Raw genomic sequence first — 22,639 nt, forward strand, 5'->3', positions numbered from 1 at the left:
CAACTCTTTTTTTTGATACATAAGTTATAGATTTTAATTATTTCTATTAAATTACGAAATCCAGCAGAAAAAAGTTACCGAAGGTTTAGTTCAACATGAATATATAGTTACCATGGTAACTATATATTTCTTATGTGAGTAGCTAATTTAATAAATCTTTTAAGTTTTTAAACTTTTTTATAGCGACATGAGTGTAAATTTCAGTTGTTTTACTAGAATTGTGCCCTAATAAAACTTGAATGTATCGTAAATCTATTCCTTCTTCTAATAAGTCTCTAAATTTCTCAAAAACATGATTCAAATTTTCTTTGGTGTTTATGATATATACCATAGCAAACTCCTTACTCCATCTGGGATTAGGAAGCTCTTTTATCAATGCTTGAATCACCTTATCGGGATAGCACTGTAGCCCAATCATCTTTTGATTATGAATCAATAGATGTTTCAGTGTGATCTGTTTAGTAAGCTTCATTATACAAAAATGCAGTATTTAAAAATCATAGTAGTATTTTAGTCGAATAACATTCGAATAGAATTCGAATAATTTTAATTAAAAAAAAGAATATGAGTTTATAGATTTAAAAGATAGTCAGAAAGAAAAGTATCTTCTGGTAACCTGGCAAACATATATGAATAGTTGAGGCTATACTTATTACTTTGGTATACTTTTCGGAACTCCCGTTGTTGTCGGTAATATCAGTTCTTTGATTCTGTTTTCGGTGGTTTTTATCTAAGGATTGAGATAATTACCCTAAAGCTTTTATTGATTGTAGAAATTCTTTATTAATATCTTTGATCCAGATGTGTTCGTCTCCTACACAGGAGAGTGGACCTTTTAAATCAGGGATAATATCATAGTCTTCTGACCAGTTTTGACATTATCATGTCGGCTTCTTTTAAAGAGAAACTCAATAGATGTTTATGTAACAGTAGAAAGGGTTGGTTTTATGCAACCCTTTCTTGTTTAAAAAGATTTGATCATATTTTTTAGAACATATGAGAAAAATTGAAGAGTTTTGTTTCGTTAATAAATACTACTATCTACTATCATCTATCTGATCAATTGATTTGCAATGTAACTTTTATCGTAGCTCAGCACCTAATTTATTTTCAAAATTATGTTGAAGTTTATTCATTATTTTATCAATCTGTTTGTCGGTTAGTGTTTTATGCTCATCTTGCAATGTAAAACTTACGGCATATGATTTTTTACCTTCTGGCAAATTCTTCCCTTCATATACATCAAATAAATTAATATCTGTAAGTAATTGCTTTTCTGTTTGTTTGGCAATTGTATGAATTTCTTCAAAAGTCACTTTGGTGTCCAGTAATAAGGCAAAATCACGACGTACCTCTGGAAATTTAGGAATATCTGAAAATTTAACTTTAGTACGTTTTGCAAATTCTAAGATAGTATCCCAATTAAAATCAGCATATAGTACTTCTTGTGTTATAGAAAAATGTTTTAACACAGATCTTTTTAGAATACCAAATTCTACCAGCTTAGATTTGCCCAGACTATAAGTAATACCTTCAGAAAAGATATCATTGGTAATAGGGGAGGTTTTGGATCTTTTGATACCTAAGCGATCAAAAAGACCTTCGATAATTCCTTTTAGATAAAAGAAATCACTGGAGGCAGGCGTGGTTTTCCAACTTTCTTTGGTTTTATTACCTGTGATAATGACACTTAAATGTTTGTTTTCTATTCTACCAATTGGGTAGTTATGATATGTTTTACCAAATTCAAATAATTTAAGATCTGAGCGTTTTCTGTTGATATTATAAGAAACAGCCTCTAATCCCGAAAATAATAAAGATTGTCGCATCACGGCTAAATCATTACTTAGCGGGTTTAACATTTCGACATTGTTCTCTGATTGGAGCAGTGTTGTTAAAGACATATAATCCGGTGTAGTCAATGAATTGGCAAGCATTTCATAAAATCCCTGACTCACTAATTGATTTGCTATCGTATTTTGTACGGTATGGTCAGAAAACTTATCAATATTAGAAATAGATGCATTTAATTTCTGAGTAAACTCGATATTATTATAACCATACACACGTAAGATTTCTTCGATTACATCTGCCTCTCTCTGTACATCATTTCGGTAGGCAGGAATTGTAAGGCCAAGACCACTTTCTGTAATATTATTGACTTTAATTTCCAGAGAAGTCAGAATTGCTTTGATCGTTTCTTCAGGAAGGCGTTCTCCTATTAATTTTGCGGTATTATCAAATGATAAAAATACCTGAAAATCTTCAATCTTTTTAGGATATAAATCTACAATATCACTGGTGATATGACCACCAGCAAGTTTTTGTATTAGAAGTGCTGCTCTTTTTAATGCATATTCTGTAATATTAGGATCAATACCTCTCTCGAACCTAAAAGAAGCATCAGTATTTAATCCGTGACGTTTTGCTGTCTTTCGGATACTTACAGGATCAAAATAAGCACTTTCCAGAAATAGGCTTGTAGTGTTTTCTGTAACTCCAGAGTTAATACCACCAAAGACCCCTGCGATGCATAAAGGTTTTTCTGCATCACAAATCATCAAATCGTCCTTATGGAGCTCTCGCTCTACTTTGTCCAGGGTAGTAAATTTGGTACCCGCTTTTACGGTTTTTACTTCTATTTTATTGCCTTTGATATATTGCGCATCAAAAGCATGAAGCGGCTGCCCTAATTCGTGTAACACATAATTAGTGACATCCACTATATTATTTTTTGGTGTGAGCCCAATAGCTTTGAGTCGATATTGTAACCAGCTTGGAGATTCTGCAACTTTTATTCCGGAAATTGTAACACCGCAGTATCTTGGAGCAAGTTTAGACTTAACAACATTCACATCTATTTTTAGTGTTCTGTTTTCAATTTTAAAATTACTTACAGAAGGTGTGATGAGTTCTATAGTAAGGTCTTGTTGCTGTAATCCGGCTTTTAGATCTCGTGCAGTTCCCCAATGACTCATAGCATCTGCCCTGTTAGGGGTCAATCCAATCTCAAAAACCTGATCATTTTCGATATTAAATATAGTAGCAACATCTGTTCCTACAGGGATATCTTTATCCAAAACCATAATGCCATCATGTCCTTTTCCTAAGCCTAACTCATCTTCGGCACAGATCATTCCATGGCTTTCTTCTCCACGGATTTTTCCTTTTTTAATGATCCATTCTTTTCCCTCATCATCATATAGTTTTGTGCCAATAGTAGCTACAGGAACTTTCTGACCTTCTGCCACATTAGGGGCTCCGCAAACTATCTGTACGGGTTCTCCATATCCTAAATCGACTTTAGTAACCTTGAGCTTATCCGCATTCTGATGTTGTTCACAACTTAAAACTTGCCCGACAATAACACCTTCCAGACCTCCTTTGATACTCTGATATGTGTCAATTCCTTCTATTTCTAGACCTAAATCGGTAAGTAATTCACCTACTTTTTCTGCCTGCCAATCAAGCTTAATAAATTGCTTTAGCCAGTTGTATGAGATTTTCATTAATGATGATTCTGAAATTAGGCAGTAAAGATAATACATTGACCAAAGTTGACAAACAAGAACGATTGCTTATATACGGATCTAATCAAATTTGATAAAATATTTATGGTATGATAACAAGATTTAACCATTGTTTTTTTTGAAATATCCAATTTTAATGCTTATAATACACTGTGTAATAAGAATATTCTGTAATTTTGGAATATTGTAAATTTAAAAGAAGCCCTACATGAAATCATTTAAATTTGTCATATTTTCAGTGTTTCTGTTCATATCAGGAAATTATATTGGCACTGCACAGTATGTAGATACTAGTAATAGTGAAATCCTTCCTTCGAAGTCAGTTCGTGCATCAATGCCGTCAAAAAAGAAAAATAAAACAAAGGCTAGACCTGCTTTGGGTACCATAAATACGGCTGAAACGGCAAAATTACAATCTAAATCAGAGATAAAAGCACGAGCTATCACGGCACAGAATACAAAGAATAGTTCCAAAAGGAATATTACAGCTTTAGAAGCGAAGAGACAAAGAGCTGCTAGAATAGAAAAGGTTTTGGAAACTAATAAAACTAAAAAGAAAACACTTTCAAAAAAGAATAATAAAAACTAATATATTTGTTCATTGAATGCATTTTTTTGATGTAAAACAAATTCATATATAAATAAACTGTCTGGTAGGGTTCAAAAATCTTTCTAGGCATTTTTTATTTACACACCAACAAAGTTATGAACAGATATATAGTCTTGTGTTTAGTAATATTAAATTTATTCTCTTGCAAAGAGGAAAACTCAAAAAAAGAAATATTTTTTAAAAGCGGTCCCTGGAAAGCTTCTTTAGAAATGCAAGATGCAATGCAACTCCCTTTTTTGTTCGAAGTTTTTGATGATCAGACATTGAAGATTTTTAATGCAGAAGAGACAATAGGTGTAGATGAAATTGAAATTAAAGGGGATTCAGTTTTTATTAATTTCCCGGTTTTTGAAGGGTATATTGCTGCCAGGTTTATTGATTCTACTACGATTTCTGGAAGTTTTATAAAAGAAAGCCTGGATAGAATAGTTCCTTTTAAGGCTGTATATGGGGTAAAAGATAGGTTTGAGATTATATCTAAACCGGCAGCTGATATTACGGGTAGCTGGGAAACGGTATTTAGCAAAAATAGCGATGAAGACAGATATATAGCTAAAGGTATTTTTAAGCAACATGGAAACGTAGTCACAGGAACTTTTAGAACTACAACAGGAGATTACCGATATCTGGAAGGAGTTCTTAATAAAAACGAGTTACAACTATCCACCTTTGACGGAGCGCATGCTTTTTTATTCACTGCAAAAGTTACTGATAGTATATTAGATGGATATTTTTATTCTGGGAATCATTGGAAAGAACCTTTTCTGGCAAAACGTAATGAACAATATCAATTGCCATCAGAAGATTCTCTTACTTTTATAAAAGAAGGGTATGATAAACTAGCCTTTAGTTTTCCTGATTATAAAGGCAATCAAATATCCCTTGCGGATAAACGTTTTAAAGATAAGGTTACCATAGTACAGATTATGGGAACCTGGTGTCCTAATTGTATGGATGAAACTAAATATTTTGTATCTTATTATAATCAAAATAAGGATAAAGATATAGCGTTTGTAGCATTAGCATTTGAATATGCAAAGACTCCAGAAAAAGCATTTAAATCCATAGAGAAACTGCGTGCAAAGTTACAGGTGGAATATCCAATTCTTTTAGCGCAATACGGAAGCTCTGATAAGCAAAAAGCACAAGAGAAATTACCAATGCTCAATCATATATTATCATATCCAACAACAATTTTTATCGATAAAAAAGGAGCGGTTAGAAAAATTCATACTGGTTTTAACGGTCCTGCAACAGGACAAAAATATAAGGATTACAAGAATGAATTCGAGAGTTTTGTTAATCAGTTGTTAAAAGAATAAATGATTTAACAATTATTGTGACTTCTGTTTTGACTTTAACACTACGGTAACATCTGGATTAATAATAACCTCTTAATATTGTTAATTATGTGTGATTTTTCTTTCGCACGGTAGTGAGGTAATAAATTCAAAATAATTTAGTCATGAAACAATGTAACTTGATGACAGTAGTCATTGCAATTGCGGTGGTATTGTTCACAATTCAAACCAATGCGCAGCTTAAAATCCCTGAGGCAAGTCAGAGAGCTCAGGTAACTCAACGAGTAGGAATAACAGATATTACTATTGATTACGGAAGACCCAGTGTAAAAGATCGCGAAGTCTGGGGAAAATTAGTTCCTTACGGATATAATAATCTGGGATTTGGCACAGCTACAGCTGCTCCCTGGAGAGCAGGAGCTAATACGAATACTACAATTGAGTTTACCCATAATGTCAAAATAGAGGGTAAAGAACTAAAAGCAGGATTGTATGGGCTCCATATTGCAGTAAAAGAAGATGGAGGAGCTACCATTATATTTTCTGAAAACACAAGTTCCTGGGGTAGTTATTTTTATGATGAAAAAGAAGATGTACTTAGAGTAGATGTAAAAACAAACGAGGTAGCGCATACAGAAACACTAACGTTTTTATTCCCTTCCTTTGATACAAATAACACAGTTGCTGCGTTGCGATGGGAAAAGAAAGAAATACCTTTTAAAATCGAAGTGAATGTTAGTGATATTGTTATGAAAGGTATCAAAGACGATTTGAGAAGTAATATAGGTTTCACCCAATCTAATTGGGATAGTGCGGCGAACTATGCTTTTAATTCGGGAGATATCGATCAAGCACTGGAATGGGTAAATGCATCGATCAGTGGTAGTTTTTTTAGTAAAGAAACTTTTGGGAACCTGTCTTTAAAATCTCAGATTTTAGCAAAACAAGGTAAAACTCAGGAAGCAATAATGATCGTAGACAAAGCTGCAAAATTAGGAAATGCTACTCAGGTATTTCAACTAGGAACAGGATTAATCAGTCAAGGGCAAAAAGATAAAGCATTAGAAATTCTTAAGAACAATGTGAAAAATAATAAAGGAGCCTGGCCATCTAATTATGGATTGGCAAGAGCTTATGCTGCTAATGGAGATTACAAAAATGCTATAAAAGCGATTAATACCTCTATGAGCAATGCTCCAGAAAGATTTAAAGAGAGATTATCAGGTGATCTGGAAAAACTTAAAAAAGGACAAGATATTAATTAAACTAAAGAGGTGAAATACCTGCAGTTCAAAAAAGGCTTAGAGATTTTCTGAGCCTTTTTTCTTTAGGATATGATGATCTTACCATGCTATGATTCGTGTTAATTTTTGTACCCTTTTTTAATAGAAGATAAGTTGACCAAAAATATATAGTAGAGCGGCAGAGGATTTATTATAAGCATAGATCAAAACTTACAGGTTTATAAGAACAAAAAGAAATGAAGTTTATATAGGCGTTTACTATATTGGCGTAATAAAATGTCATAAATCAATAAGTTCTGGTTAATCACTTTTCAGAGAGTCTTTTACTCTAAAATTATACTGTTTTTCTGGAAACATGCTTCGTGCTCGTTTATGTTATAGATCTAAAAAAAAAACGTATTCGTTTGCATACTACTTTGATATTTTTCAAAAATAATTATAAAACATTATTAAAGTTTTTTGTTTAGTATATGTAACTGAATATATAACCGTTTAAATGCTGATTACCCTAGATAATTTTTAGAAATTGTTATGATAAATATCAATTTTTAATTCGTGCTATTATTTACCTTTGCCAAACCAAATTTATATCCCAATGAGTAAAGCTGTTTATATAGCAACAATAGAGCCTAACAGCGGTAAATCTATTGTAGTGTTAGGTCTTATGCGTATGTTGCTGGGCAAGGTTGCCAAAGTAGGTTATTTCAGACCCATTATTGATGATCCTGCAGAGGGTGAAGTAGATACTCATATCAATACCGTAATCTCTCATTTTGAGTTAGATATTAATCTAAAAAAAACGTTTGCATTTACCAGAAGTGAAGTACTTCAAAAATACAATCAGGGCAAATCCGGAGAAGTTATAGATATTATAATTCAGAAATATAAAAATTTAGAAGAAAAATTTGATTTTATCCTGATAGAAGGAACTGATTTTTCTGATGAGGGCAATATTATAGAATTTGATATTAATGTGATTATAGCAAAAAATCTGGGAATACCATCTATAATAGTTACCAGTGGTAAAGATAAGACCAGTAAGGAGATTACGTCTAATTTAAAATTGGCGTATGATACATTTCATCATAAAGATGTAGAGGTCTTGGCTATCGTTGCTAATAAGGTAGCTACCGGAACTGAACAACAACTAAAAACTTTATTAGAAAAAGATTTTGGTACTGAGGTAGAACAAATTGTGATCCCCAAAATAGATTCTTTAATAAATCCAACGATCAAAGAAATTGTAAAAGAACTAGGAGGTACAGTACTTTTTGGTAAAGAATATCTAAACAATCAGGCAGGTAGTTTTGGTGTTGGAGCTATGCAATTACGTAATTATCTAACGCATCTTAAGGATAACAGCCTGGTAATTACACCGGGTGATCGTGCGGATATTATCTTGGGTGTTTTGCAAGCAAACATATCCGATAATTATCCGAAAATTTCTGGAATCATACTTACTGGAGGCATCGTGCCAGAAGAACCAATTTTGAAACTTATTGAGGGAGTATCTTTATCAGTACCCATTGTATCAATAGCACAAGGCACCTTTTCTGTGACAAATAAGATAGGTACAATAAAGTCTAAAATATATGCTGATAATCAATTGAAAATTAATACAGCAATAGATGTATTTGAGCAATGTGTGAATGAAGATCGGTTAATCGATCCTCTCATCACTTTTGAGTCTGATAGCTTAACTCCAAGTATGTTTCAGTATACTTTATTAAAACGCGCATCGAAGCATAAAAAGCATATTGTATTGCCAGAAGGAGCTGACGAAAGGATTTTAAGAGCAGCACATAGATTGGTATCGGCAGATGTAGTGAATATTACGTTAATCGGAGATGAGAAGGTCATAAAAAATAAAGCGGTTAAGCTTGATATCCCAATAGATTTTAGTAAAATAAATATTATAATGCCTATTGATTCTCCACAATATGAGGACTACGTCCAGACATTTTATGAACTAAGAAAACACAAAAATGTGAACCTGGATATGGCAAAAGATATGATGGCAGATGTATCTTATTTTGGAACTATGATGATCTATAAGGGACATGCAGATGGGATGGTATCAGGAGCAGTACATACAACTCAACACACAATACGACCGGCATTACAATTTATCAAAACAAAACCAGGAGTAAAAGTAGTATCGTCAGTATTTTTTATGTGCTTAGAAGATAGAGTTTCTGTATTTGGTGATTGTGCTATAAATCCAAACCCTAATGCTGAACAATTGGCAGAAATAGCGATCTCCTCTGCAAAATCTGCCGCTGCCTTTGGGATAGATCCCAAAATAGCAATGTTATCCTATTCTTCCGGAACATCTGGAAAAGGAGAGGATGTAGAAATAGTAAGAGCAGCAACTACTATTGTAAAAGAGAAATGTCCAGAGCTTAAAATCGAAGGGCCTATACAGTATGACGCTGCAGTAGATATGAGAGTAGGGCATAGTAAACTTCCGGATTCTGAAGTGGCAGGAAAAGCAAGTGTTTTGATATTTCCAGATCTTAATACAGGAAATAATACGTATAAAGCGGTACAGCGAGAAACGGGTGCTTTAGCAATCGGCCCTATGCTTCAGGGGCTTAACAAGCCTGTAAATGACCTTAGCCGTGGGTGTACTGTAGATGATGTATATAATACAGTTATCATAACAGCAATTCAGGCACAAGGACTTTAAAAAAACTAAGAAAGAATAAAAAAATATGCAAGTATTAGTAGTAAATTCAGGAAGTTCATCTATCAAGTTTCAATTATTTCAGATGCCAGAAGCTATAGCAATCTGTTCCGGGTTGGTCGAGAGAATTGGATTAGAAAATGCTAAACTAAATTATAAGACTGCTCATCAGGATATTGAGGAAGTAACAGACATAAAAAATCATAAAGAAGGATTAACACTAGTTGCTAAATATTTATTAGATGCAGATGTTGGGGTTATTAGCGCAGCTCAAGATATTAATATAGTTGGTCATAGAGTAGTACATGGCGGAAGTACTTTTGCTGAAACTGTAGAAATCAATGATGTGGTAAAAGATAAAATAGACCAACTTTCTGCATTGGCACCATTACATAATCCTGCTAATTTGCAAGGAATATTGGTGGCTGAAGAGATTTTCCCTGAAGCCAAACAGGTAGCTGTTTTTGATACAGCTTTTCATCAAACCATACCGATTGAATCTTATAAATATGCGATTCCTAATTCTTTTTTAGAAGAACATAACATAAGAGTATACGGTTTTCATGGAACCAGCCATAAATATGTATCAGAAAAAGCAATTGATTTTTTAGGAAATAAAAGCACAAAGATCATAACAATCCATTTGGGGAATGGTTGTAGTATGACTGCTGTAAAAGATGGTAAGAGTGTAGATCACACCTTGGGTTTTGCACCGATGAATGGATTGATTATGGGAACCCGATCAGGAGATATTGATCCAGCTGTAATTTTCTATATGGTTGCATCTTTGGGATATTCTATAGAGGAAGTAAATGTATTATTACAAAAAGAAAGTGGCATGCTCGGCTTGACGGGCTATAGTGATCTTCGAGATGTAGAATCCGAGGCAGAAAAGGGCAACATAGCGTGTCAATTAGCACTGAAGATGAATGCCGCACGTATCAAGAAATTCATTGGATCTTATATTGCGATCATGAATGGATTGGATGCTATTGTATTTACTGCAGGTATCGGAGAAAATTCTGAAACCATGAGAAAGCTGGTTTGTGCAGAGCTAGACTGTTTTGGGATTATGATAGATTTAGAAAAAAACAGTATTCGTGCTAAAAAAGAAAGAGATATTAGTCTGAATTTATCAAAGGTTAAAATACTGGTAATCCCTACTAATGAAGAACTGGAAATCGCAAAGCAATCTTATACGTTACTTTTTACGTAAAAAAAAACTATAATGTATAAAAAAATAAAAGATAGCTAAGTTCAGTAGCTTATCTATCTTTTAAATTTTTTTTGATATTGTTTGTCGTTTGAGTATGCTATAAAAGAAAATTAATAAAGGATACATCTGTTATAAAAGCCTCCCGAACAACGTCCTGGTTCACAAAAACTCCCTCCAGGATAACTAATTCTACATTTGTTACCACCGCAACAAGTGACAGTTGTCATTGCACCTTTGATTGTTCTTTGCTCTTCTTTTGTTAGTTTTTGGATTCCTGATAATTCTAAAATTTTTTTCATTGTGTAAGTATTTTTATGTTGTTTCTGTAAAAATAATTGAAAATTTCATATTGACATTATGTGTTTTACGTTGAATATTTATGTTTTAATAGTAATACGATTTATAACTAAAAATTTCGCATATTCATCGTTTCTTTTTCCTTTCTACTTCGTTTAAAAAATAAACCGTAGCTATAGCTATGCTTGATTTTTTTGCCTTGCATAAAGAAAAAATAATTCAATGAATTTATACGAATTTTTTAATCACAAATCGTATAAAAGGGTGTTAGCTTTTTTCAATTCGCTAGTAAGAATGCTTTTTTTTACTTGATAATCGAGATTTAAATGCTTTATGGGTTGCCTCGAAATCGAAATCTTTTTTTCTAATAATGTCTCGTGAGCTTACCCCGAGGTAGTTTACTCAATTTTAGGTTTTTATTCCCTAGTATTTCTATACAGTACAAAACACACTTCAATTCATAAAAAAAAAATATTTTTCTTTTCCAGTAAATTCAAGCAATAGCTGATATAATAACGTTTTGATTGAAGAAGGATCATTCATAGATACGTTATTATTATATCAAATATGGGATTATAAATATACTTGATTGGTATGTTTACTGAAATAATCTTAGCTTCGGACTCATATAAAATTCACTCAACTTAAATAATAACAACATGATGAAAAAAATAATAGTACTATTAATAATGGGGTATTCTATTATTAGTTACAGCCAGATTCCTTCTTATTATAATGATGTAGACCTCACTATAACCGGGCAGGATTTGAAAAACGAATTGAGTAGGAAAGTTATCAATACCCAAACTACAACCTTGTCTTATACACCTGGTATTTGGAATGCATTGATGCAGACAGATGTAGATCCTGTGAATTCTTCAAAAGTCATATTGATTTATGGATTTAATGATACTGATAATAATTCTAATACGGATAGAACACGAGGAATTAATAATAATGGAGGAGGAAATACGGACTGGAATAGAGAGCATGTCTATCCAAGGTCTTTAGGAAATCCTAATTTAGGCACTTCTGGTCCGGGAGCTGATGCACATCATCTCAGACCTGCAGATGTAAGAAGAAACTCTAATCGGGGAAGTCGAAAGTTTGCTGATGGATCTGGTAACTCTGGAACAACATCACAAGGGCATTGGTATCCCGGTGATGAGTTCAAGGGCGATGTTGCCCGCATGATGATGTTTATGTATATCCGATATGGAAATCGTTGTCTTCCAAAAAATGTAGGTGTAGGACAGGTAGTAACTAATGATGTGAATATGATTCAATTATTTCTGGAATGGAATGCTGAAGATCCGGTTTCTACATTAGAATTACAGCGAAATCCTATCATAGAAAATTTGCAAGGAAATAGAAATCCTTTTATTGATAATCCTGCATTTGCTACTCAGATTTGGGGAGGACCACAGGCAGAAGATCGTTTTGACAATACTGGAGGAGGAAATACATTATGTACTTCTACGATCACTTCGTTTCCATATAGCGAAAGCTTCGAGAATACATTCGGAGCCTGGAAGCAAGCAATCTCTAATGATGATTTTAATTGGGAAACTCGTTCTGGAAATACTCCTTCGTCTAATACAGGACCTGGATCAGCTGATTCCGGGTCTTATTATTTGTATATGGAATCTTCTTCTCCTAATAATCCATCTAAGAAAGCTATTTTGTATTCTCCTTGCTTTGATATCACTTCTGCTCGTCAAGCTACGTTCTCATTTAAGTATCATATGTACGGTGCATCTTCTATGGGAAGTCTAGTCTTAGAAGCAAGTCTGGATGGTACGAGCTGGACGTCTATCTGGAGAAAATCAAGTAATCAGGGAAACATTTGGCAAACAGCATCAGTTAGTTTGAATTCATATATAGGGACAAAAGTGCAGTTACGATTTAATGGAGTTACCGGATCTACCTGGCAAGGTGATATGGCAATAGACGCTATAAAATTATCGATTTCAGAGAATGAAGGAGGAACTTCTTCAAGAGCTATTAATCTAAACATAACCTTTGATGACTACCCCGAAGAAATTAGTTGGGAAATACAAAATGATAAAAATCAATTATTATATGCTGGCGGGACATATGAATCCGAAGCGGATGGTTCGACAATCAATATATCCGAAACATTAGAATCAGGATGTTACACTTTAATTTTTAAAGACACTTATGGAGATGGTATTTGTTGTAGTCAGGGTAGTGGTTCATATTCTCTGATTGATACAGGTAACAATACAGTCCTGGCTTCGGGAGGTTCTTTTGGGGCGCAAGAAATTAAAGATTTTTGTATTGGCTCAGTTTCAAGAAGTTTTTCACAACATACTATCAACGATAATGCGAGGACAGCATTTGATTTTAGTTTTTTTCCTAATCCTGTAAAGGATAGGATTACAATAAAAATGTCCCAGACCACCACTGATGACAACAATAGTATTCGTGTATTCAATCATTTAGGGCAGGTGATTTATGATGGTAAGGTTACCAAAGAATTTATATTGTTTGGAGAATTACCTGCCGGACTTTATTATATTTCTATAAATAATAGAAAGAATACAGTACTTAAAAAGTTTATAAAAAATTAAGTTTTAAAATACTTACTACAGCTTTGATTTTTTTTATCACAATACCTATCTGGTGTTATACTCGTATGTATGAGACTGAGGAATTTATTTTTTTAAAATTACGGTTAGTAAGTAGCTTTTTAATATCAAGACTGTAATATTTTAAAAAATAATGTTAATTAATGTTAATAAAAACGGTAAAACTACTTGTGATTAACGATGAAATACGTTTTTTTTAGTAGTTAAATGTTAAATTTTGATTTCATTAACAAATAGAATGTAAGTCAATTCGCTGTATAACTATTGTGTTTTCAATACTTAACATTATTTTAAGGGGAATTATCCCCTTTTTTTATGTGGTAAAACCGTATTTTATTTTGTTTTATTGTTTGTACATTTAGCCTCATAAAATTACAAAGCGCTTACTTTTAGTTTTTTAATAGTCACTAAATCTGATTGATGAAATATATATATATATATAAATATTTTATTGATTGACTTTTTGATAATGCTGGAGCGAATGTTTTTTAGGAATAAATCAAATTAAATTATTTTATTAGAGTGCATTTTAGAGCCTTACTAATCAACAAATTTTTACATAGAACGATATGAATCCAACAATTTCAAATTATTGAGTTTGTTATTAATTAAATGTAAAAAGAGGTGCTTATCACAAGGTTGATATAGAAAACAAATTAACTATTTTGGGAATTATATTTTCCTATATAACATAATAAATTAAAATATTGGAACGGATGAGTATATCTGCAAACTTTAATATTTTTTGTGATGATTTGAAGGTCTCTGCCAAGAAAGAATCTATTATTTCTTTGCGATACAATTCAATTAATAAAAAATTGAATAAAGATTTTTGGAATATGAATACAAACTATGGAGGTATTTATATAGGTTGCTATGGAAGAGAAACTGCAAATGATGGCATAGAAGAAATTGACATGATTTTTGAAATGCCATCACATTTGCAAGTAGCATATGAAAAAAGAGATAAAAATGGTCAGGCTATTTTGTTTGAAGATGTGCGTAGATCTATAGCAGCAGTATATCCAAAGACTACTATCGATAAAGAAAAACAATCAATAAAGGTAAAATTCTCTGATGAAATGTCTTTTAATATTTTGCCTTGTTTTATTAATAGTGATGAGAGTTGCATTTTTCCGAATACTACTCATAATGGAAGTTGGGATACCAGAAACCCGCTAGCCACAATAAAAGCCGTGCAATATGGAGATAGGTTAACCAATCATAATTTAAAAAAATTATGTAGAATTGTGAAGGCTTGGAAACAACATTGTGACGTTAAGATCAAAGATGTTTTAATTGATACATTGGTGTATGAATTCTTGGTATCTAGTAATAATGCATATAATTCATATTCTTATTTTGATGTGATGTGTAGGGATTTTTTTAAATTTTTAATGAGACAAAAACCTTCAAAAATAACATGGAACACGATAGGGAGTAATGATGTAATAAGTAATTTAGATAATTTTAGATATAAAGCGATTATTGCATATTATAATGCCGAAACTGCTGTAAAATTAGAAAAAGAAGGTGAAAAATGGGCTGCAAGCCAAAAATGGAAAGAAATTTTTGGATGTAAATTTCCAGAAAGCATCGACGTAGAATCACAAATTAAAAAATTATTCGAAAAGACCTCTTTACTTCATACTACTCAGAAAAAATGTGCTCAGATTCTACGCCAAAGAGCTATCGCATTTAGAAGTATTCAATTTTTAATGGCAACATTCATTTTACTAGGGATCTTAGTGATGGAATATACAGAGAATTTCAACTTTGGTTTGACCCTGTTTATAGCTTCATCACTGATATTCGTTATAAATTTATATTTTAAAAAGTATGATTTATTGAGTATTTCTGCCAAGCATATGCAATCTGCTTCACAAACAATCTTACTAGAAAAAGAATTTCAATCATTATTGAATGATTTTACTCATCATGATGTAGATATATCAATAATTAGAGAGAAAAAAGAAGTATTACAGCAAAAAATGATTAATATCTATACGGGTACTTCAAAATTTATAAGTAAAAGATATTTTCAAACTAGAAAAATATTAAACTCTATTACTGAGGTAAAAGAAAAACTTCCGATAATCGATACACCAAGAATACATATTCCTACCTGGCAGGGTAATAATTTCTATATGGAAAATCAAGAACAATATTTAATGAACTATAAGAATAAAATAATTTAATTTAGGTTTGATAACTGGAAATCTGATCCTTCTTATTTGATATATGAACGCGTATTCAATATCTAATATGAAGGATCTTTTTTTTGTATAGTGTAGTTTGTTTCTAAGTTAAAGGTCTTATTACTAATGGTATATGGGGTGTATGCCCCTGCAAAAATGCGTCTTTTTCCTGAACCTTAATATCTGATTTGTTTGTAGATTAGAGGGCACTTTAGTTTTATACTATTTCTGGTTTTAAAATACTCAAATAAAACCACTCATTTTTTATTTAGACAAAAAGAGATAATTAAGACATAGCTCACGCTACGGCTTCTTTTTATTTTAAAATGTTAACGAAAAAGAGCAAATTTTGATGGTAATTTTAATTTTGAAAATGGTATGATATAATTTTTGATTCTAATCCTTATAAATTAGTTTAGTATGGAAGAAATTGAAGTTCGGGTACAAGCAGTAAAAACCCTTCTCGAGGCCTTTAAACTGGAAAGGGTTTTATACATTATGATATCTTGTCTTTCTGTCATAATTTTGTTATGCGTACCTATATATATTATTTTTCAGGCACCAGATAAAATTGAATGGGTAGTGGGATTATTTGTGCCAGCAGGAGCTATAACAATCTCTATAGGTAAACTATTAAAAATGTGGAATCAGGCGATCACTTTTGTGAGTAACCAAAATAATGATAAAGATGGGAAATAAGAAAAATGTTCTTAAGTTGATCCCATCATTAGGGATCGTTTTTATACTCATAGGATTTATATATATCTTATATTCTATGAAGATGTTGAATGATACTCTTGGTGAGAAACAACAAGATCTGACCAGTCTCAAGATAAAAATAGATAGGAATAAGGAAGAATTAAGTTTTGTAGATGAAGAGCTAAAATTAAAGCAGATATTATTGGATAGTATACTAAAAGAAATAAACGAATCTGATAATATGACATTGCGTAATAAGGTAAAAGGAGACTTACAAGCAAACCAAACATTACAAAATTCATTAAAAACCAAAAGACATAGAAGAGGCTTTGAACAAATTGTGTATATACAGGTAAATGATATAAAGACATTGAAATATGTAAAGAATATCAAATTGTTAGAATTACTGAGAAGAAAGAATTACAAAGCATATGGATATGATATGCAGAAAGGACTTGCTGATAATACAATTAGATATTTTCATAAAGGCGATAGTGCAAGAGCTGCTTTATTAAAAGAAAATGTACAAAAAATCACAAAAACAAAATTTAAAACCAGGTATATCAAGTATTTCGAGAAAAAAGTACCAGATAAGCAATTAGAAATTTGGTTTAAAAAAAATTTATAAAATACAGGTGTTATCTGGGTTTTATCAAGAATATGAGCGTACGATACCCAGATTTCTTTACTCGATAATCGAGATTTAAATGCTCTGAGGCTTGCCTCTATATCAAAATGTTTTTTTCAATAAATGATCGACTTGCCCTGAGGTAGTCTACTAATAACCTGATTTTGATTCATTCTATGTACGTCATTTTTAGCAAAATTTTCTATAAATTTAATTACTAAAAGTTTTAACTAAAGAAAATATCTCTCGACACGAGAACAGCATAATTTACAGAGAAATTAGATTTCTCAGAATAATCCATTTATGTTGACATTGATGTATATAGGAAAAATTAAGGTGTCTGTTTTTAGAGAAGAAAATTATGGTGTTAGCTACTATTTTTTTATTTTGAAATAAGCAAAAAAACATTCCTGAATGGAGAAATTCTGGGATAGAAAGAAATTAGTCTATAGCTCAAGGTTGTTTGCTACTGTGTTTTTGTGCTAGAATAGAGTATCTTTAAAGATAAAAAAATGTAATGACCACTCCTTTACTTGCTTTTAATACTAACGGCATTTATTGTGAAGCTGCAGATGTATATCTCGACCCCTGGAAACCCGTTAATAAAGCCATTATTACTCACGGCCATGCAGACCATAGCAGATGGGGGCATAAAGAATATATTACACACCATACGAATATACCAATTATTAAGCATAGACTGGAGGCAATCAATGTTACAGGAAAACATTATAATGAGACGTTTACTATAAATAATGTAAAATTTTCATTGTATCCAGCAGGTCATATTATTGGCAGTTCGCAAATTCGTGTAGAGCATAGGGGAGAAGTATGGGTGTTTACAGGAGATTATAAAATAGAAGATGATGGGATCTCTGGTGCGTTTGAACCTGTAAAGTGTCATACATTTATTACAGAATGTACTTTTGGTTTGCCAGCATTTAAATGGATTCCTCAAGAAGAAGTATTCAAAAATATTAATTCCTGGTGGTCAGAAAATAGAGAAGATAAAAAGACCTCTGTTCTTTTTGGATACTCCCTGGGCAAAGCACAACGATTATTAAAATACCTAGACCCTTCTATAGGAAAAATATATACTCACGGAGCGATCGAAAATATGACTCAGGTACTTCGCTCAGTCGCAGACCTACCCGATACCATCCGTATTACTAAAGATACAACAAAAGAAGAGCTAAAAGGGAATATAGTACTGGCACCACCCAGTTCTCATGGTAGCACATGGATTCGTAGAATGGTACCATATGTAACAGCTTCTGCTAGTGGCTGGATGACATTTCGTGGTGCCAGAAGAAGAAGTGCTATAGATAAAGGTTTTGTGTTATCAGATCATTGTGACTGGCAGGGGTTATTGGATGCAATTGAAGCCACTGGAGCAGAAAAGATTATCAGTACGCATGGATATACAGAAATTTTTTCCAGATATCTGAGAGAACAAGGATATGATGCACGTACAGAAAAAACACAATATGAAGGTGAGCAAGCAGATACAGAACAAGCGAAGGAAAACCTGGTATCTGAATGAGAAATTTTGCTGATTTAATAAAAAAACTTGATAGTACTAATAAAATAAATAACAAAGTATCGGCACTGGTAGACTACTTTAAACATGCTTCTGACCCTGATAAAGTCTGGACAATTGCTATACTTTCTCACCGAAGACCTCCAAGACCTGTGAATACAACCCTACTAAGAATTTGGGCAGCAGAATTAGCAAACATCCCTCTATGGTTGTTTGAAGAGTCATATCATATCGTCGGAGATCTTGCAGAAACTATTGCTTTGGTTGTTCCTATATCAAAACAAAGTACAGAAAAATCTCTTACTCAATTTTTAAGAGAAATGATACTGCTTAAGAAAAAGGATGAGATATATAAGAAAAAATATGTTTTAGAACATTGGGAAATGCTTACTTATTATGAGCGTTTTGTATTTACAAAATTAATAACAGGGGGATTTAGAATTGGAGTAAGTCAAAAACTTATGACCAGAGCCTTAGCTCAAGCAACAGAAATTGATCAGGATATTCTTGCCTATAAACTTATGGGGAATTGGAATCCGGAAACCATTTCATTTCAGGATTTAATCCTAAAGGAGAGAGCTTCAGATTTTTTATCAAAACCCTATCCATTTTATTTGGCATATGCTATCGAAGGAAAAGTAGCTGCCCTCGGGAATGTGCAGGATTGGAGTGTGGAACATAAATGGGATGGCATACGATCTCAACTTATTATTAGAGATGATGAACTATTTGTATGGAGTCGTGGAGAAGAATTGGTAACTGATAAGTATCCGGAATTTAGGGATTTACTGCCTAAAATCCCTAATGGGACAGTGATAGATGGAGAAATATTGCCATTTCCTGATGGGAGTATAGGTACTTTTAATGAGCTACAAACTCGTATTGGTCGCAAAACGATTTCTAAAACACTATTGGCAAAAACTCCCGTTATCCTCAAGGCTTATGATCTGTTAGAATGGGAAGGGAAAGATATTAGAAACAAGCCTTTTTCAGAAAGACGAGAGTTGTTAGAAAACCTATATAAAAATTATCTTTTGGAAGACGAATCCGGGAAACAGACTTTTCAGTTATCAGAAAAAATAATTTTTGATTCATGGCAGGAGGTGGTAAAAGAACGGTCTTTTTCTCGTAAAATGAAAAGTGAAGGATTAATGCTTAAAAGAACAAATGCTCCATATCAGGTTGGACGCAAAAAAGGAGATTGGTGGAAATGGAAAGTAGATCCGCTAACTATCGATGGGGTTCTTACCTATGCTATGAGAGGACACGGACGAAGATCAAATCTATTTACAGACTATACGTTTGCACTATGGGATAAAAACAGGAGCGAATTAGTAACTTTTGCCAAGGCATACTCTGGTCTAACCGATTCAGAATTTAAAAAAATTGATGCATGGATTAAAAAAAATACTTTAGAGCGTTTTGGACCAGTACGCAGTGTAACGCCAGCACTAGTATTCGAAATTGCTTTTGAAGGGATTTCTTTTTCAAAAAGACATAAAAGTGGTATAGCCACTCGTTTTCCTAGAATTTTGAGATGGAGGCAGGATAAAAAGATTGAAGAAGCCAACACTCTGGAAGATTTAAAAGCAATGATTTCCTCATGATAAGATGAATAAAAACGAACTCTATATGATTGCAGAAAATTGGTTTCAGACTCAGTCCTGGAAACCTTTTTCTTTTCAGAAAAAAACCTGGAGTGCTTTCTTACAAGGTAAAAACGGATTATTGAATGCTCCCACAGGAAGCGGAAAAACATATGCCCTATGGATACCTATTGTTTTAGACTATATTAGAAAAAATCCAGAATACGCAACAAACCACAAAAAAGGTCTTAAAGCAATCTGGATTACTCCGCTACGAGCGTTGTCTGTAGAAATCAAACAAGCAACAGAACGTTTTGTGGAAGAAATAGATATGCCGTTCACCATCGGGATACGCAGTGGGGATACTTCTCAGGAAGAAAGAACATCACAAAAAAGAGGAATGCCAGATTTGTTGATTACCACCCCAGAAAGCCTACAATTATTATTAGCTTCAAAGGGTTATGATAAAACATTTAGCGATGTTACTGCGGTTGTAATTGATGAGTGGCACGAGCTTTTGGGGAGTAAAAGAGGTGTACAAATGGAGTTAGCATTATCACGCCTTAAAACTATTTCAAAATCACTTCGTATCTGGGGGATTTCTGCAACAATAGGGAATTTAGAGCAGGCTCGAGAGGTATTACTGGGCAGTGCTACAGAGGCGTATAAGAATTCAATATTGATAAAAGCAAATCTTAAAAAAAAGATTAAAGTTATATCTATTATTCCGGAGAAAATGGAAACTTTTCCGTGGAGAGGTCACTTGGGATTGCATTTGATAGCAGCAGTAATTCCAATCATCAACAAGAGTAAAACTACTTTGCTTTTTACAAATACCCGTGCACAGTGCGAGATATGGTTTCAGAAACTATTAGAAAAACACCCTGAATTTGCAGGAGAAATAGCAATGCATCACGGAAGCATTAATAAAGAAACCCGATTATGGGTAGAGCAAGCGATACGAAATGAATCTCTAAAAGCTGTAGTATGTACGTCAAGTCTTGATCTGGGGGTTGATTTTGCCCCAGTAGAAACGATTATTCAGATTGGCGGCCCTAAAGGAGTAGCTCGTTTTTTACAAAGAGCAGGGCGTAGCGGACACCAACCGGGAAAAGAAAGTATTATCTATTTTTTACCTACTCATGCAATTGAGCTAGTAGAAGCATCGGCATTGCAGAAGGCAGTAAAAAATAAGAATGTAGAAGACCGTATTCCTTATCTTAATAGTTTTGATGTTTTGGTTCAGTATCTGACAACACTTGCTGTTTCTGATGGTTTCTATCCTGATCAGATTCTTCCCGAAATTAAAAGCACATTTTGTTTTCAATCGATAACAAACGAACAGTATATGTGGGTTTTAAATTTTATAACATTAGGCAGTCAAAGTTTACAGGTTTATGACGAGTATAAAAAAGTAGATATTCAGGATGATGGAAAGTTTAAAGTACTTAGTCGTACTATCGCTATGAGACATCGGTTACAGATCGGAACGATTGTAAGTGATGCAGTATTAAGTGTGAAATATTTAAAAGGCGGATTTTTGGGGTCTATTGAAGAATGGTTTATTTCTAAATTAAAACCAGGAGATGTATTTACCTTTGCAGGTCGTAATCTTGAATTGTTCAGAGTGAAAAATATGCAGGTTTTGGTTAAAAAATCAAAACAAAAAACCTCAAAAGTTCCAAGCTGGATGGGAGGGCGTATGAGTTTTTCTTCAGAGATGAGTAATTTATTGCGAGAAGAACTGCATCTGGCAGTCGCTACAAGTTCTAAAATGTCAAAAGAATTCAAAGCACTTTCTCATATCATTAAAAGACAACAAAAAGAAAGTATAGTTCCTGGTCCCGAAGAGTTTTTAATAGAAACCTTTAAAACACGAGATGGGTATCATGCAATTTTTTATCCTTTTGAAGGTAGATTTGTACATGAGGCGCTAGGTAGTTTGATAGCATATCGTATCAGTCTGCTTTCTCCAATTAGTTTTTCTATCGCATTTAATGATTATGGTTTTGAGCTTCTATCGGATCAGGATATTGATATACAGCAAGTATTAGATAATAATGTATTCAGCACAGATTTTTTGAGTAATGATTTACGAAAAAGTCTTAATGCTACAGAAATGGCAAGACGTAAGTTCAGAGATATTGCGGTAATTTCTGGGATGGTATTTACAGGATACCCGGATAAATTGCTCAAAAGTAAACACCTGCAATCTAGTACTCAATTGCTTTTTAATGTTTTCAAAGATTACGAACCAGATAATCTACTGTATCAGCAGGCATTTACAGAAACTTTTGAACATCAATTAGAAGAAGGACGATTACAACTGGCTTTGGAGCGAATAAATAGACAAACTATATGTAGGAAACGGTGTAAAAAACCAACACCTTTTTCTTTTCCTATTATAACAGATCGCCTGCGAGAAAAGCTTTCTTCAGAAAAACTGGCGGATCGGATTAAAAAAATGATGATTCAATTAGAAAAATCATAAA

General features: G+C 33.0%; 15 protein-coding genes. 12 read left to right on the top strand and 3 right to left on the bottom strand.

What is annotated here, in order from left to right; translation table 11 throughout:
• Nucleotides 1-142 precede the first annotated feature (142 nt).
• Both F0000_RS28150 and pheT read right to left on the bottom strand, forming a co-directional pair.
• Nucleotides 143-472 carry a tyrosine-type recombinase/integrase gene (locus F0000_RS28150; protein ID WP_223148933.1) on the bottom strand — a complete coding sequence of 110 codons (330 nt, stop codon included), beginning with the start codon at nt 470-472 and terminating at the stop codon, nt 143-145.
• A gap of 610 nt (nt 473-1,082) precedes the next feature.
• Nucleotides 1,083-3,509: a phenylalanine--tRNA ligase subunit beta gene (gene pheT, locus F0000_RS21320; protein WP_149626749.1), complete on the bottom strand. Its 2,427-nt coding sequence runs from the start codon at nt 3,507-3,509 to the stop codon at nt 1,083-1,085.
• 229 nt (nt 3,510-3,738) lie between these two features.
• On the opposite strand from pheT, the gene F0000_RS21325 reads away from it, so the two are divergent.
• From F0000_RS21325 to F0000_RS21345, 5 genes are all read left to right on the top strand, one after another.
• Complete coding sequence (locus F0000_RS21325; protein ID WP_149626750.1) at nt 3,739-4,119, top strand: hypothetical protein; 381 nt, start codon at nt 3,739-3,741, stop codon at nt 4,117-4,119.
• A gap of 116 nt (nt 4,120-4,235) precedes the next feature.
• Entirely contained in the window at nt 4,236-5,462 is a 1,227-nt protein-coding gene (locus F0000_RS21330) for a peroxiredoxin (RefSeq protein ID WP_149626751.1), read from the top strand.
• A gap of 143 nt (nt 5,463-5,605) precedes the next feature.
• Nucleotides 5,606-6,706: a DUF2911 domain-containing protein gene (locus F0000_RS21335; protein ID WP_149626752.1), complete on the top strand. Its 1,101-nt coding sequence runs from the start codon at nt 5,606-5,608 to the stop codon at nt 6,704-6,706.
• A 574-nt stretch (nt 6,707-7,280) separates the two neighbouring features.
• Nucleotides 7,281-9,374 (top strand): phosphate acetyltransferase, encoded by a 2,094-nt coding sequence (pta, locus tag F0000_RS21340; protein WP_149626753.1) that lies wholly within the window; start codon nt 7,281-7,283, stop codon nt 9,372-9,374.
• A 25-nt stretch (nt 9,375-9,399) separates the two neighbouring features.
• On the top strand, nt 9,400-10,587 hold the full coding sequence (locus tag F0000_RS21345; RefSeq protein WP_149626754.1) for an acetate/propionate family kinase: 1,188 nt from the start codon (nt 9,400-9,402) through the stop codon (nt 10,585-10,587).
• A gap of 110 nt (nt 10,588-10,697) precedes the next feature.
• Here the strand turns inward: F0000_RS21345 and F0000_RS21350 are convergent, their stop codons facing one another.
• Complete coding sequence (locus F0000_RS21350; RefSeq protein ID WP_149626755.1) at nt 10,698-10,886, bottom strand: hypothetical protein; 189 nt, start codon at nt 10,884-10,886, stop codon at nt 10,698-10,700.
• 660 nt (nt 10,887-11,546) lie between these two features.
• Between F0000_RS21350 and F0000_RS21355 the strand changes: the two genes are divergently transcribed.
• The 7 genes from F0000_RS21355 (at nt 11,547) to F0000_RS21385 (ending at nt 22,638) form a co-directional block, all read left to right on the top strand.
• Nucleotides 11,547-13,478, top strand: coding sequence for an endonuclease (locus tag F0000_RS21355; RefSeq protein ID WP_255452838.1), 1,932 nt, complete (start codon nt 11,547-11,549; stop codon nt 13,476-13,478).
• Between the two features lie 734 nt (nt 13,479-14,212).
• Entirely contained in the window at nt 14,213-15,694 is a 1,482-nt protein-coding gene (locus F0000_RS21360) for a hypothetical protein (protein WP_149626757.1), read from the top strand.
• A 420-nt stretch (nt 15,695-16,114) separates the two neighbouring features.
• Nucleotides 16,115-16,393, top strand: a complete 279-nt coding sequence (locus F0000_RS21365; protein ID WP_149626758.1) for a hypothetical protein — start codon at nt 16,115-16,117, stop codon at nt 16,391-16,393.
• Nucleotides 16,383-17,021, top strand: coding sequence for a hypothetical protein (locus F0000_RS21370; protein ID WP_149626759.1), 639 nt, complete (start codon nt 16,383-16,385; stop codon nt 17,019-17,021). Before F0000_RS21365 ends, F0000_RS21370 begins: the two co-directional genes overlap by 11 nt.
• Before the next feature lie 517 nt (nt 17,022-17,538).
• Nucleotides 17,539-18,564 (top strand): ligase-associated DNA damage response exonuclease, encoded by a 1,026-nt coding sequence (locus F0000_RS21375; protein ID WP_149626760.1) that lies wholly within the window; start codon nt 17,539-17,541, stop codon nt 18,562-18,564.
• Nucleotides 18,561-20,168, top strand: a complete 1,608-nt coding sequence (locus F0000_RS21380) for an ATP-dependent DNA ligase (protein ID WP_149626761.1) — start codon at nt 18,561-18,563, stop codon at nt 20,166-20,168. Before F0000_RS21375 ends, F0000_RS21380 begins: the two co-directional genes overlap by 4 nt.
• Before the next feature lie 4 nt (nt 20,169-20,172).
• Nucleotides 20,173-22,638: a ligase-associated DNA damage response DEXH box helicase gene (locus F0000_RS21385; RefSeq protein ID WP_149626762.1), complete on the top strand. Its 2,466-nt coding sequence runs from the start codon at nt 20,173-20,175 to the stop codon at nt 22,636-22,638.
• The last annotated feature ends 1 nt before the right edge of the window (nt 22,639 follow it).

It is taken from the genome of Aquimarina sp. RZ0 (genome assembly GCF_008370685.1).
Taxonomy (GTDB): domain Bacteria; phylum Bacteroidota; class Bacteroidia; order Flavobacteriales; family Flavobacteriaceae; genus Aquimarina.